At 69.8% G+C, this 13,854-nt stretch carries 10 protein-coding genes and 3 tRNA genes; 6 read left to right on the top strand and 7 right to left on the bottom strand.

The genetic code is table 11. From position 1 onward, the window contains the following. Window positions 1-363: 363 nt before the first annotated feature. Genes purL through purS form a run of 3 tightly spaced genes read right to left on the bottom strand, consistent with a single transcriptional unit; the run spans window position 364 to window position 3,562 of the window. The gene (purL, locus tag ACQEVY_RS24565; protein ID WP_432951626.1) at window positions 364-2,622 is read right to left on the bottom strand and encodes a phosphoribosylformylglycinamidine synthase subunit PurL; all 2,259 of its coding nucleotides are present in this window, start codon (window positions 2,620-2,622) and stop codon (window positions 364-366) included. Further along, the gene (gene purQ, locus ACQEVY_RS24560) at window positions 2,619-3,299 is read right to left on the bottom strand and encodes a phosphoribosylformylglycinamidine synthase subunit PurQ (protein ID WP_432951625.1); all 681 of its coding nucleotides are present in this window, start codon (window positions 3,297-3,299) and stop codon (window positions 2,619-2,621) included. The genes purL and purQ overlap by 4 nt, the downstream gene beginning before the upstream one ends. Then, entirely contained in the window at window positions 3,296-3,562 is a 267-nt protein-coding gene (gene purS, locus ACQEVY_RS24555; RefSeq protein ID WP_165342945.1) for a phosphoribosylformylglycinamidine synthase subunit PurS, read from the bottom strand. The genes purQ and purS overlap by 4 nt, the downstream gene beginning before the upstream one ends. Before the next feature lie 432 nt (window positions 3,563-3,994). On the opposite strand from purS, the gene ACQEVY_RS24550 reads away from it, so the two are divergent. The 6 genes from ACQEVY_RS24550 (at window position 3,995) to ACQEVY_RS24525 (ending at window position 6,930) form a co-directional block, all read left to right on the top strand. Then, window positions 3,995-4,312 (top strand): histone-like nucleoid-structuring protein Lsr2, encoded by a 318-nt coding sequence (locus ACQEVY_RS24550; protein WP_432951624.1) that lies wholly within the window; start codon window positions 3,995-3,997, stop codon window positions 4,310-4,312. A 133-nt stretch (window positions 4,313-4,445) separates the two neighbouring features. After that, window positions 4,446-4,517: transfer RNA gene (locus tag ACQEVY_RS24545), tRNA-Gly, on the top strand. Window positions 4,518-4,596: 79 nt separating this feature from the next. After that, window positions 4,597-4,672: transfer RNA gene (locus tag ACQEVY_RS24540), tRNA-Gly, on the top strand. A gap of 178 nt (window positions 4,673-4,850) precedes the next feature. Continuing rightward, window positions 4,851-6,218: a sensor histidine kinase gene (locus ACQEVY_RS24535; protein WP_432951623.1), complete on the top strand. Its 1,368-nt coding sequence runs from the start codon at window positions 4,851-4,853 to the stop codon at window positions 6,216-6,218. After that, window positions 6,215-6,835 carry a response regulator gene (locus tag ACQEVY_RS24530; RefSeq protein WP_432951622.1) on the top strand — a complete coding sequence of 207 codons (621 nt, stop codon included), beginning with the start codon at window positions 6,215-6,217 and terminating at the stop codon, window positions 6,833-6,835. Before ACQEVY_RS24535 ends, ACQEVY_RS24530 begins: the two co-directional genes overlap by 4 nt. 22 nt (window positions 6,836-6,857) lie before the next feature. After that, window positions 6,858-6,930 (top strand) — tRNA-Gly (locus ACQEVY_RS24525). A 58-nt stretch (window positions 6,931-6,988) separates the two neighbouring features. On the opposite strand, the gene ACQEVY_RS24520 is transcribed toward ACQEVY_RS24525, so the two are convergent. From ACQEVY_RS24520 to purD, 4 genes are all read right to left on the bottom strand, one after another. Beyond that, window positions 6,989-7,888: a phosphoribosylaminoimidazolesuccinocarboxamide synthase gene (locus ACQEVY_RS24520; protein ID WP_432951621.1), complete on the bottom strand. Its 900-nt coding sequence runs from the start codon at window positions 7,886-7,888 to the stop codon at window positions 6,989-6,991. A gap of 108 nt (window positions 7,889-7,996) precedes the next feature. Continuing rightward, window positions 7,997-9,520 (bottom strand): N,N-dimethylformamidase beta subunit family domain-containing protein, encoded by a 1,524-nt coding sequence (locus ACQEVY_RS24515; protein ID WP_432951620.1) that lies wholly within the window; start codon window positions 9,518-9,520, stop codon window positions 7,997-7,999. 854 nt (window positions 9,521-10,374) lie between these two features. Beyond that, a complete protein-coding gene (locus ACQEVY_RS24510) occupies window positions 10,375-12,285 on the bottom strand; it encodes a hypothetical protein (RefSeq protein WP_432951619.1) in 1,911 nt (636 codons plus the stop codon). 277 nt (window positions 12,286-12,562) lie between these two features. Continuing rightward, on the bottom strand, window positions 12,563-13,816 hold the full coding sequence (purD, locus tag ACQEVY_RS24505; RefSeq protein ID WP_432951618.1) for a phosphoribosylamine--glycine ligase: 1,254 nt from the start codon (window positions 13,814-13,816) through the stop codon (window positions 12,563-12,565). Between the last annotated feature and the right edge of the window lie 38 nt (window positions 13,817-13,854).

Genomic DNA, 13,854 nt, shown 5'->3' with positions numbered 1-13,854 from the left:
GCGGAACGTTGTCCAACACCGGCGAAGACTGCTACTCGCTGTGGACGCAGTTCACCTTCGACCTGGCGCCGGGGCCACCCCGCAAGCACACAGAGGTGTGCGGCACTGACACCGTCGACGTGAACGTCCGCCAGAGCTACGGGCTCACCACGACCGGCCGCCTGACTGTATGCAAGGGCACCGAAACAACCGCGGACTGCGCCCCGTGGCAGAGCATCACTTCGTGGCCCATCACCCGGAACTGATCCTGCCGCAGGTCCCCGGAGGCGACGGTCTCACCCGTGTAATGGGGAGACCGTCGCGTCCGTCACTGAGATTCCGGGCGCGGGGCTTCGGTCGAATCGGTCGAACCGGACCGACCTGTCAGGCCAGGATCGCCGGAATCGTCCCCTCGTGCGCCTCGCGCAGCTCGTCCAGCGTGAGCGTGAACTCGCCCTGGACCTCGACCACATCACCGTCCACGACACCGATACGGGTGGCCGGCAGGCCCCGCGCGCCGCACATGTCGTTGAAGCGGAGCTCCTCCGAGCGCGGTACGGCGACGACCGCACGGCCCGCCGACTCCGAGAGGAGGAAGGTGAAGGCGTCGAGGCCGTCCGGGACGATCAGGCGCGCGCCCTTCCCGCCCAGCAGCGCCGACTCGACGACCGCCTGGATCAGACCGCCGTCGGACAGGTCGTGCGCGGAGTCGATCATTCCGTCGCGGGAGGCGGAGATCAGGATCTCGGCCAGCAGCCGCTCGCGCTCCAGGTCCACCTGGGGCGGGAGGCCGCCGAGGTGATCGTGGACCACCTGTGACCAGGCCGAACCGCCGAACTCCTCACGGGTGTCACCGAGGAGGTACAGCAGCTGGCCCTCCTCCTGGAAGGCCACCGGCGTACGGCGGGCGACGTCGTCGATCACGCCGAGTACGGCCACGACCGGGGTCGGGTGGATGGCCGCCTCGCCGGTCTGGTTGTAGAGCGAGACGTTGCCGCCGGTCACCGGAGTGCCCAACTGCTGGCAGGCGTCGGCCAGTCCGCGGATGGCCTCCGCGAACTGCCACATCACCGCCGGGTCTTCGGGCGAACCGAAGTTCAGGCAGTCGGAGACGGCGAGCGGCTTGGCGCCGGTGGTGGCGACATTGCGGTACGCCTCCGCGAGCGCCAACTGCGCGCCCGTGTACGGGTCGAGCTTCGCGTACCGCCCGTTGCCGTCCGTGGCGATCGCGACGCCGAGGCCGGACGCCTCGTCGATACGGATCATGCCCGAGTCCTCGGGCTGCGCCAGCACCGTATTGCCCTGCACGAAGTGGTCGTACTGGGAGGTGATCCAGGACTTGGAGGCCTGGTTCGGGGAGGCCACCAGCTTCAGGACCTGGTCCTTCAGCTCGTCCGAACTGGCCGGTCGCGGAAGCTTGTTGGCATCGTCCGCCTGGAGGGCGTCCTGCCAGGACGGACGGGCGTACGGGCGCTCGTAGACCGGACCGTCGTGTGCGACCGTGCGCGGGTCGACGTCGACGATCTTGCCGCCGTGCCAGTAGATCTCGAGCCGGTCGCCGTCGGTCACCTCACCGATGACGGTCGCGATGACGTCCCACTTGTCGCAGATCTCCAGGAACCGGTCGACCTTCTCCGGCTCCACGACCGCGCACATGCGTTCCTGCGACTCGCTCATGAGGATTTCCTCGGGCGAGAGGGTCGAGTCACGAAGGGGTACGTCGTCCAGGGTCACGCGCATACCGCCGGAACCGTTGGACGCCAACTCGCTGGTCGCACAGGACAGTCCGGCCGCACCCAGGTCCTGGATGCCGACGACCAGCTTCTCCTTGAACGCCTCCAGGGTGCACTCGATGAGCAGCTTCTCCTGGAAGGGGTCGCCGACCTGGACGGCGGGGCGCTTCGAGGGCTTCGCGTCGTCGAACGTCTCGCTCGCCAGGATCGAGGCGCCGCCGATGCCGTCACCGCCCGTACGAGCCCCGTACAGGATGACCTTGTTGCCCGCGCCGGACGCCTTCGCGAGGTGGATGTCCTCGTGCCGCATGACACCGATGGCACCGGCATTGACCAGCGGGTTTCCCTGGTAGCAGGCGTCGAAGACGACCTCGCCGCCGATGTTCGGCAGGCCCAGGCAGTTGCCGTAACCGCCGATGCCGGCGACGACACCGGGGAGTACGCGCTTGGTGTCCGGGTGGTCCGCCGCGCCGAAACGGAGCGGGTCCACGACGGCGACCGGCCGCGCCCCCATCGCGATGATGTCGCGCACGATGCCGCCGACACCCGTGGCCGCACCCTGATAGGGCTCGACGTACGAGGGGTGGTTGTGCGACTCGACCTTGAAGGTGACCGCGTAACCCTGGCCGACGTCGACGACGCCCGCGTTCTCACCGATACCGACGAGCAGCGCGTCGGACTGCGGCGCCTTCTCGCCGAACTGGCGCAGGTGCACCTTGCTGCTCTTGTACGAGCAGTGCTCGGACCACATGACCGAGTACATGGCGAGCTCGGCACCGGTGGGCCGGCGGCCGAGGATCTCCACGACGCGCTCGTACTCGTCCTTCTTCAGGCCCAGTTCGGCCCAGGGCAGCTCGACGTCCGGGGTCGCGGCCGCGTGCTCGACCGTGTCCAGAGGAGTGCGGCTCATACGTTGACCAGCTTCTTGAGGATCGAGGTGAAGAAGGGGAGGCCGTCGGTGCGGCCGGTCCCGATGAGGGGCTCCACGGCGTGCTCCGGGTGGGGCATCAGGCCTACGACGTTGCCGGCCTCGTTGCTGATTCCGGCGATGTCGCGCATCGAGCCGTTGGGGTTGAAGTCCAGGTAACGGAAGGCGACCCGGCCCTCCGCCTCCAGCATGTCGAGGGTGCGCTCGTCGGCGACGTACCGCCCGTCCATGTTCTTCAGCGGGATGTTGATCTCCTGGCCCGCTTCATAGTCGACGGTCCAGGCCGTTTCCGTGTTCTCCACCCGCAGCTTCTGGTCGCGGCAGATGAAGTGGAGGTGATCATTTCCGAGCATCCCGCCGGGGAGAAGGTGGGCCTCGGTGAGGATCTGGAAACCGTTGCAGATGCCGAGCACCGGCATTTCCGATTTCGCCTGCTCGATGACGGTCTCCATCACCGGCGAGAAGCGCGCGATGGCACCGGCGCGCAGATAGTCGCCATAGGAGAAACCGCCGCACAACACCACGGCGTCGACCTGCTTGAGGTCCTTGTCCTTGTGCCACAGCGCCACGGGCTCGGCACCCGCGAGCCGGATCGCACGCTGTGTGTCCCGGTCGTCGAGGCTGCCGGGAAATGTGACGACGCCAATACGAGCGGTCACTTTCCTGCCTCCGCCTTCACTTCCTCCACCTTGACGGCGAAGTCCTCGATCACGGTGTTGGCGAGGAAGGATTCGGCGAGTTCATGGATGCGGGCGAGCACGGTGTCGTCGACCGGCCCGTCCACCTCGAGCTCGAAGCGCTTTCCCTGACGTACGTCGGAGATGCCCTGGAAACCGAGGCGCGGCAGTGCACGCTGCACCGCCTGGCCCTGGGGGTCGAGGATCTCCGGCTTGAGCATGACGTCGACTACGACGCGTGCCACTGGCACTCCCGGTGTGTGGTGCTGAGCAGGTTCCTTCAGACTACCCGGCCCAGATTTCTACGCGAGTAGATTGGTAGGAATCTACGTGACGGCCATCACGATTCCGCATCAACAGGCTTCCTTCACGGAAAATCCAGGGAAAGATCCGGATCAACATCTGGAACCCTATTGCGGTCGGACACCGATACCGATTAAGTCATGCTTCACATTGCATTGAGCGAGGGCTGCACAACGGAAGCAGTACAGCACACGCTGTACAACAGAAGCTGTACAGCGGAATTGGCAATAGGCGATACTTTGCCCGTTCGCTCGATCCATGAGTCCGTGCACTTCACGGACCCCATACCTCTCAATAAATCAGCCAACAGTCGGCATCCGTGCACGTCATCGCAACGTCGCCGCCAGAGATGCCGCACGAAGGGACCGATATTCGTGGCGCAGCGTGTCGTAGTCACTCTCTTCGACGACATCGACGGCTCGGAAGCGGCGGAAACGATCGCCTTCGGTCTGGACGGCAAGTCGTACGAGATCGACCTCAACCAAACGAACGCCAAGGAACTGCGCAAGGCGCTCGCGCCCTACGTGGAGGCCGGCCGCAAGCGCTCCCGCTCCGGCAAGGCCTACCGGCAGACGGCGGTGGCTCCCGACCCGGCGGCCGTGCGGGCCTGGGCCCAGTCCAACAAGATGGACGTACCGGCACGGGGACGGATCCCGAAGAAGGTCTACGAGGCGTTCACCGCGGCTCAGTGAGGGGCACTCCAGGGCCCGTCGGCTACGTCAGCGGGCCCTGGGGACAACCGACTTGCGCGGCACCCAGTCCGATCAGCTAGAGTCTGGAGCACGCCGAAGGGCCGGGCCGAAAGGCAACAGCTCACGGAGTTACGCGGGTGTAGTTCAGTAGTAGAACATCCCCCTTCCAGGGGGAAGGCGCAGTGTGCAATTCCTGTCACCCGCTCTGCATCTCTTACCGGGCATCCTTTTGGATCAGGTAAGGTGGTGCTCGCGCCGATCGGTGAGAGCCGGTCGGATGCAATGCGGACGTAGCTCAGTTGGTAGAGCGCAACCTTGCCAAGGTTGAGGTCGCGAGTTCGAACCTCGTCGTCCGCTCCAGGTCAGAAGTTCAGAGATAAGGCCCCGGTCACAGCGACCGGGGTCTTTTCGTGCTCTTGGGTGGATGACATTTGTCATGGGCAGTGATGACAGCGTGCACTGCTCCTGCTCGTCTGCTGTGCGACGGTGGTTGCGGGGGAATCGCGGCGGTGACGGCTTACGTACAGGGGGCAAGGAGATGCGCGGGGCCGGGAGTTGGTGGCGGGGGAAGAGCACTCCGGCGAAGGTGGAGACGTATACGCGCTGGTCGTTCCACTTCCTCGCGCTCGTGGAGGTCGCCACCTTCGGGCTGCCGGTCTTGGGGGCGATGCCCCCGTCCCTGTCCTGGGTGCTGTTCCTGATGGTCGTCGGGCATGCGGCGCTCAGCGCGGTGTTCGCGTCGCGGGCCCTGGACTGGATCCGTGGCACCCGGGCGCGGCCGGTGCGGCTGCTGTGGGTACTCGCGGTCACCACCGCCGTGGTCGCCATGGTGGCCATCGCCGTTGCGACGCGCGGTCCCGCGGATGGCGACAAGGCCGGGGCAGCGGTGGCGATGTTCACCGGTGTCCTGGGCTGGGGGACCGGCATACTCACGTTGGCGGTACGTGAGACGCGGCGCATGGTGTACACAGCCCTCGGCTTCGCCCTGGGCACCGGCGCCTACTCCTGGGCGCTGGGCGTCCACGCGCTCGCGGCACTCATCACGGTCGGGGCGGTGCTGCTCGCCGCCGGGTTCTACACCTTCATGGCCGCGTTCTCCGTCTGGCTGCTCAACGCCGTCTACGAGCTCGACGCGGCCCGTGAGACCAAGACCCGGCTCGCTGTTGCCGAGGAGCGGCTGCGGTTCGGGCGGGATCTGCACGATGTGATGGGACGGAATCTGGCCGTGATAGCCCTCAAGAGCGAGCTCGCCGTGCAGCTCGCGCGGCGTGAGCGGCCGGAAGCCGTGGAGCAGATGATCGAGGTGCAGCGGATAGCGCAGGAGTCGCAGAAGGAAGTACGGGAGGTCGTACGCGGCTACCGCGAGGCCGAGCTCGGTGCCGAACTCGCCGGTGCACAGGGGGTGTTGAACGCGGCCGGGGTCAACTGCACGGTGACCGGCTCTCCTGCTGGGCTACCCCCGGCGGTCCAGTCGGCGCTCGGCTGGGTCGTGCGGGAGGCGACCACGAATGTGCTGCGGCATGGGAACGCCGAGCGGTGTGATGTGTCGCTGCGGGTGGCGGACGGTTTCGTCGTACTGACTGTGGAGAACGACGGGGCGCCGTCGGATTCGCGGGGCGGGAGCGGGAGCGGCACGGGTTCCGGGCTTGCTGGGTTGCGGGAGCGGCTCTCGGTGGTGGACGGGACGCTGGAGGCGGGGCCTGCGGGGGGCGGGGTGTTTCGGGTGGTGGCTCGGGTGCCGTTGTCTTCGTCGGCGTTGCCGCCTCTGGCGTCTTCGTCGGGTTCGGCTGCGTCTTCCCCGGCTTCGCCTTCGGCGACATCGTCTTCTGCGCCCCTGTTGTCCTCCGGTCCAAGGCCGGTGCGTAAAGCGACGGGTGACGGGATCAGCGGAGGGTTTGCCTCATGAGGGCCGTACAGCGGGTTCGGCTGTTGCTTGCCGATGATGAGCATCTGATTCGGGGGGCGATGGCCGCGCTGCTCGGGCTGGAGGACGATCTGCTCGTGGTGGCGGAGGCGGCTTCGGGGCCCGAGGCCTTGGCCATGGCTCGGGCTCATGCGCCCGACGTGGCCGTACTGGATCTTCAGATGCCCGGTGCGGACGGTGTGAAGGTGGCCACATCGCTGCGAGCCGAACTGCCCGCGTGCCGGGTGCTGATCGTGACGAGTCACGGGCGGCCGGGCCATTTGAAGCGGGCTCTTGGGGCGGGGGTGCGGGGCTTCGTGCCCAAGACCGTCAGCGCGCAGAAGCTCGCGGAGATCATCCGTACCGTGCATGCAGGGAACCGTTATGTGGACCCGGAGTTGGCGGCCGACGCGATCTCCGCCGGCGATTCGCCGCTGACCGAGCGCGAGGCAGAGGTGCTGGAGCTCGCGGCAGAGGGGGCGCCCGTCGCGGAGATCGCGGAACGGGCGGCGCTGTCGCAGGGCACCGTACGCAACTATCTGTCGTCGGCCGCGTCCAAGCTGGGGGCCGAGAATCGGCATACGGCGGCGCGGCTCGCGCGGGAGCGAGGTTGGGTATAGTGGCTTTCGCGCAACGCGCAGTGCGGACGTAGCTCAGCTGGTAGAGCGCAACCTTGCCAAGGTTGAGGTCGCGAGTTCGAACCTCGTCGTCCGCTCAGGAAGAGGAGCCCCCGGTTATTCGGCCGGGGGCTTCTTCTTGTCTACGACCAGGCTTTACGACCAGCTGGTGCCGGTCAGGCGCTCGTACGCCTCCACGTACTTGGCGCGGGTCGCTGAGACGACCTGCTCGGGCAGGGGCGGCGGGGGCTGCTCACTCCCCCGGTCCCAGCCGGAGTCGGCGGAGGTCAGCCAGTCGCGTACGTACTGCTTGTCGTGCGAGGGCTGCGGGCGGCCCGGCTGCCACTGGTCGGCGGGCCAGAAGCGGGAGGAGTCGGGGGTCAGCACCTCGTCGGCGATGACGAGGCGTTCGCCGTCGTAGCCGAACTCGAACTTCGTGTCCGCGAGGATGATCCCGCGATCGCGGGCGATGTCGCGGCCGCGGCTGTAGACGGCGAGCGTGGCCTGGCGCAGCTGCGCGGCGGTCTCCGCTCCGACCTGCCGGGCGACTTCCTCGTACGAGACATTCTCGTCGTGCTCGCCGACCTCCGCCTTCGTGGCGGGCGTGAAGATCGGGGCGGGCAGTTCCGAGCCGTCGGACAGGCCCTCGGGGAGGGCGAGGCCGCAGACGGTGCGGGTCTCCTGGTACTCGGCGAGGCCGGAGCCGGTGAGATAGCCGCGGGCGACGCACTCGACGGGGATCATCCGCAGGGATTTGCAGACGACCGTACGGCCCTCCCAGTCGGCGGGGGCGCCGGGCGGCAGGTCGGTGCTCAGGACGTGGTGGGGGACCAGGTCGGCGATCTGGTCGAACCACCACAGGGAGAGCTGCGTCAGGACGCGGCCCTTGTCGGGGATCTCGGTGGGGAGCACCCAGTCGTATGCGGAGATGCGGTCGCTGGCGACCATCACGAGGTCGCCGGCCTCGTTCTGGTACAGCTCGCGCACCTTGCCGGTGTGCAGATGCACCAGGCCCGGGACCTCGATCGGCTCGGGCTTGTCGACGAATCCGGACACGGTTCCTCCCCGCGGTGACGTGCTGGTGGGGTCGATTCTCCCGTATGCGGGGGGTGCATTTCGCGTTGGGGCTCGTCGGGAGGGGTGCCGGGGCTCGGCCGTCGTCGGTCAGTCGCGCTTGCAGATGCGGTCCAGGAGGTTGGCCGTGGCTCGCTGGATGCGTTCGTCGACGTGGCCCGGGCGGTCCAGGGCCGGGGACCAGGCGAAGGTGCCGGAGGCGAAGACGAGGGCGCCGGAGGGGGCGCGGTACAGGGACGTCTCCTGGTGACGGAGGGCGCCCTCGGCGTCGCGGTACGGGGAGTGGGCCAGAAGGATACGGCCCTGGTGCTCGGGGAGCGGGGTGCGTGGGAAGTAGCGGTCGGCCTCGCCTGCGACCAGGCCTTTCAGTTCGTCGCCCTCGTGTGCGCCGGTGGACTCCCACAGCCAGTGCTCGGCGTTGCGGACGACCAGGGGGTGCGGTTCGGGGACCCGGCCCGCGTACTGGATGCCCAGCAGTTCCTGCTCCGGGCGGTCGATGTCGCGCCAGAGGGTTGGTTTTCCGGGGCCGCGGCGTTTTCGGCAGGTGAGGAGGCGGTCGGGGACGCCTGAGGGGGAGGGGCTCAGCTCTGCCTGCCAGTACATGGTGTTGGCGGAGAGGAAGACGAGCGAGGTGCCGTGTTCGCGGGCGAGTTCGGTGGTGCGGCGCATGGGCACCGACCAGTACTCGTCGTGGCCGGGGAAGACGAGGCCGCGGTAGCGGGTGGGGTCGACGCGGCCGGCGTGCAGGTCGCGGGCGTCGGCGTAGGCGAGGTCGTAGCCGTAGCGCTCGGCCCAGCGGATGAAGTCGTAGGCGTGGCCGACGTGGAGGGGCAGGCCCGCTCCCGCATACGGGCGGTCGAAAGAGACCGTCGTCGCGGCGTCCGCCTCGCCGAGCAGCCGGCCCTTCTCGTCCCAGGCGTGGTAGAGGCTCGCGCCGGTGCGGCCGTCCTCCGGATACAGGTTGTACGCCTGCCAGGTGACGTCCGGGAGGAGAAGCAGCAGGTCGGCGGGGTGGGTGTCGCGGACGGTGAAGGGGACGTGGGAGCGGTAGCCGTCGACGGTGGTGAGGACGGCTACGTAGGCGCCGATGCTCCAGTAACTCGGGATCTGGAGGCGCCAGGAGAGCCACCAGTGGTGGCAGGAGACCGTGCGGTCGGCGGTGAGCGGGGGTGGTTGCACGATGCCGGGGAGGCGGGGGCTGGTGGCGATCTTGCTGGCGCCTTCGCCGGCGTAGTGGCCGATGCGGTAGATGTCCACGCTGAACTGCTGGGGCGGGTCGACGGTGATGTGGAAGTCGATGGCCTCGCCGGGGGCTGCCGCGCCGGTGGAGGTGAAGCCCTTGATCTGGCGGTGGACGTCGTCGGCCGAGCGGGGGCCTCCGGCGGAGCGGGGGGTGGGGATCTTGGGGGTGCGGGTGGCTGTGCGGGTTGTGTGGGGGGTCGTGGGGGTGGTGGGGTCCGCGTCTACGTCCACGTACCAGGGGACTACCTGGCCGGTGTCGTCGAAGTAGTGCTCGCTGCCTCGTAGCCAGGGGACTGGGCCCTGGCCGAAGGGGTCCGTCACGGCGTGGGCCAGTGCGCCCGATTCCCAGCGGCGGATGTACTCCGAGGCCATGCGTTGTCCCCTCCCTCGTGCCCCCGTAAGCCCTTGCTGCGCGAATGACGCGGTATCAGCACATCACATAAAGGAGGCGGGTGGTTACGTTTTGTTGTTATCGCTCGCCTTGGCTCCGCGTGTGCCTGTGCGGTGCGGCGTTCGTGGGCGGGGCGTTTCTTTCCCCAGCCCCGCCCCTTCCCGAAACTGGGGGCTGCGCCCCCAGGCCCCCGCCGGGGAGTGGGGCGCCTCCGGCGGGGTGGGTGGGCGCCTTCGGCGGGGTGGGTGGGTTCGTGGGGCGGGTGGGTGCCTATCCCGGGCGGGCTGGCTCGTGGGGCGGGTGGGTGCCTATCCCGGGCGGGCTGGCTCGTGGGGCGGGTGGGTGCCTACCCCGGGCGGGCTGGCTCGTGGGGTGGGTGGGTGCCTACCGGGGTGGGGGTGACAGTTGTGTCGCGGGGGCGGGTGCGTTGGGGCTGGGCGCGCAGTTCCCCGCGCCCCTAAAGGCAACAGCCTGCGACTGCCCGTACCCCCGAAGAGCACGCGCGCCGAAACCCCCGCCCGGAAGGGGCCCGCACTCGAGCAGCCCGTGCCCGGAAGGCGCCTGCGCCCCGAGTAAGCCCGCGGCCCGGAATGCCCGCCGGGAGGGAGCCCCCTCCCCCGTGGCCCCGCGGCCGCTCACGGCGGCAAGGGGACGGGGCGGGGGTGTGCGCCCGCAGCGGCCGGCGCGCCAACACCGGCACCCTCTACCAGCCAACAGCAACGCGCGCCGGTCCGAGGACGGACACCCCCGACGCGGCCCCGCACCCACCACGAACCCCAGGGGCGCGGGGAACTGCGCGACCAGCCACAACGGGCGCCGCAGACAAAAACGGACCTCAGACCAGTCGGACTGGCTTCTCCGCGCGGATGCCTGTGCGGAGGAGCCAGTCCCGTAGGGGCGAGGGGTCGCCGACCTCTATCAGGGCGAGGACTCGCGGTGTGAGGTCGGCGGAGCGTTCGCCGTTTATGAGGAGGGACGGGCCGTCCAGCCAGTCGAGGCCTGGCACCGCACCCGCCGTGTCCATCGCGGCGCAGCAGACCATCGCCGTGACGTGGTCGGTGAGGAGTTCACGCGCCGTCCGCGGCTGCTGAAGCGGAAAGAGCGGCAGCGTTCCGTCGTCCCAGAGCGCGGCGTCCGGACCGCCCTGGCCGAGGGGACCAGCGCCAGGCGGCGACGCCGAACGTATCGCCGGCGCCGCAGCCTCCTCGCGGGCGAGCTCCGCGCTGAGCCCCGCCGCCAGCGCGGCGGTCCGCGCATTGGCGACGCCGCCTCCGTCGTCGTCCTCTACATCAGCATCGGCATCGGCAACCGCGGCCCCGTACGCATCGGCGTCGCGCGTAGCGGCCGGTTCGGCGGGCGTCGCCTCCCGAGGAACCCGCGCCGTGTCACCGCCCGCCGAACCGTCACCGCCCCCGGAACCGTCCCCGCCCGCCGAACCATCACCCGCCGAACCGCCGGAGGCCCCCGCCCCGGTCAAGTGGTCCATCACCCGCGCCAGCGTCGGCCCCCCAGGCGCCAAGGCCGTCGGGTCGGAGGAGCGGCTGACGCCCTGCGCGTCCAGGACCCGGTGGAGCCGCGCCGCGTCCGTGCGCCATTTGCGGTCGACGACCTCGTCGGGGTAGTCGTCCCAGTCCACCGGAGACCAGTCGGGGCCGGGCTCGGCGGGGCCGCCGTGAAAGAGACGGGCGGCGAGGAGGGAGGCGGCCTCGTCGATCAGGCCGGGCTCTTCGAGGAGGTCGCAGGCCGGGCGCTCGCCGAGGCGGGAGGCGAAACCCTCGGCGAGACGGTCTCGGCGGGACAGTTCGGTGAGGGCCGCGACGACGCCCGCGTCCAGGCGGGACGGCCAGCGACCCATACGCCAGGCCGGCAGCGCGACGCGGGTCAGCAGCCGGTCCCAACCCGCATACGCGAGCCCCACCTGCTCCTGCGCGACGATCCGCAGACCGTAGTCCACAGCCTGTGCACGGTCGGCTGCCGCCGCCGCCACGCCCCGCTCCATCTCCGCCGCATGGCCGCGGCAGCTGCGCAGGAGCAGACGCGCGACCCAGCCGACACCGGCGAGGGCCATATGCGGCACGGGTCCACGCGTGGGGGCGGCCGTCACCGCCACCGCCGCGTCGAGGCCCCGTACAAAACGGCGGGCCGCCGCTATGTCGGGATGCGCCGACGGACCCGTACCCGCGACGACCGGTGCGAGGACGGCGCGCAGCTCACCGACCCGCATCCACCACAGGAAGGGCGAGCCGATGACGAGGACGGGCGCGGCGGGCGTACGGGTCTGGAGGCCGCGTATGCCTGCTATCTCGTCCGGGGACTGGGGCCGGGGTGGGCCGTGGGCCCGGTGGGTGCGGTCCTCCAGCCAGCTGTCGCAGTCCGGGGTGAGCGCTATCGCGGAGGGTGCGGGCACCTCAAGACGGTCGGCCAGGTCACGCACCATGCGGTACAGATCGGGCGCGGACTCTTCCGGGATCGGGATCGTGGGGCTCACGGCCGGCCGGGAGCGGGCGACGACCAGGGCGATGCCCACGGCGGCGAGGAGTGCCAGAAATGCGACGGCCGCCAGGATCCAGGTCGCGAGCCGCCAGCCCGCGCCCTCCACATGGTCCATGGCTCCGGCGACGAGCAGGACGACGGCGAAGGCCGTGGGCAGCAGGGCGATGGCCAGCGCCCTGCTGCGGATACGCAGCACGGCGAGAGCCCGGGATCGCGCGCTCTGCGCGCTCACCTCCACACCCGTACCGGACACGTCCGGTGTCACCCCCTCTTGCCGCCCGGCGCGTGCATACCCAGCCACTGCCGGCGGTCGTCCATGGCGTTGCTCACTCCCCCACTGTGGCACCCAGGACTGACATCGCAATGCCGGTGGGCCAAGTGCCGGACCCGCTTGCGCCGCACCCTAGTTGGGGCTCCGGCCCACGTCAGCCGGATAGGGGATCAGTCACTCGATGGAATGGCTTTGGGGAGAGGTGGCTGACGGGAGGGGTGAGAAAGGCCTGATGGGAAGGGTGAGAAGGAGGTGAGGGTTACGATCCGGCCGCCGCCTTGGCCGCGATGTCCGTGCGGTGATGCGAGCCATCGAGGCGGATGCGGTCGACAGCCGCGTATGCGCGTTCGCGGGCCCGGGCCAGATCCGTACCGCTCGCCGTGACGGAGAGCACACGGCCGCCCGCGCTGACGATCGCGTCGCCTTCGCGCCTGGTGCCGGCATGCAGGACGTACGCATGCGGGGCGTCCTGTGCGGCCACCTCGTCGAGGCCCTCGATGGGGTCGCCGGTGCGCGGGGTGGCGGGGTAGTTGTGGGAGGCGATGACCACGGTGACGGCCGCGTCCTCGCTCCAGCGCAGGTCCGGGAAGTCGGCGAGGGTGCCCTGCGCGGCGGCCAGGAGGACACCCGCGAGCGGAGTCTTCAGGCGGGCCAGGACGACCTGGGTCTCGGGGTCGCCGAAACGGGCGTTGAACTCGATGACCCGTACGCCCCTGCTGGTGATCGCCAAACCCGCATAGAGGAGGCCGGAGAAGGGGGTGCCCCGACGGCGCAACTCGTCGACGGTCGGCTGGAGGACGGTGTTCATGACCTCCTCGACCAGGTCGGCTTCCGCCCACGGGAGGGGGGAGTACGCGCCCATGCCGCCGGTGTTGGGGCCCTCGTCGCCGTCCAGGGCCCGCTTGAAGTCCTGGGCGGGCTGCAGCGGGACGACGGTCTCGCCGTCGGTGATCGCGAAGAGCGAGACTTCGGGGCCGTCGAGGAACTCCTCGATGACCACGCGGTCGCATGCATTGGCGTGCGCCCTGGCCGTCTCGAGGTCGCCCGTGACGACAACGCCCTTGCCGGCCGCGAGACCGTCGTCCTTCACGACGTACGGAGCGCCGAAGGCGTCGAGCGCCACCTCGACCTCGTCGGGAGTGGTGCAGACGTAGGAGCGGGCGGTCGGGACACCCGCGGCCGCCATCACCTCCTTGGCGAAGGCCTTGGAGCCCTCGAGCTGCGCGGCCTCCTTGGAGGGGCCGAACGCCGGGATGCCCGCATCGCGCACGGCGTCGGCGACCCCCGCGACGAGCGGTGCCTCCGGGCCCACGACGACCAGATCGGCGTCGAGTTCCGTGGCCAGCGCGGCCACGGCCTTGCCGTCGAGGGCGTCGACCTGGTGCAGCTCGGCCACCTCGGCGATGCCCGCGTTGCCGGGGGCGCAGTGCAGGGCGGTGACGGCGGGATCGAGGGAGAGGGAGCGGCACAGGGCGTGTTCGCGGGCACCGCTGCCGATGACGAGGAGCTTCACGGGGTCAGCCTAACGGGCTGCCTCCGGCGGGTGGGCGG

Origin of the sequence: Streptomyces sp. CA-288835 (assembly GCF_050936385.1) — a bacterium.
Taxonomy (GTDB): domain Bacteria; phylum Actinomycetota; class Actinomycetes; order Streptomycetales; family Streptomycetaceae; genus Streptomyces.
The sequence above is the reverse complement of the archived record's forward strand: the minus strand, read 5'-3'. Positions and strand labels throughout refer to the sequence as shown.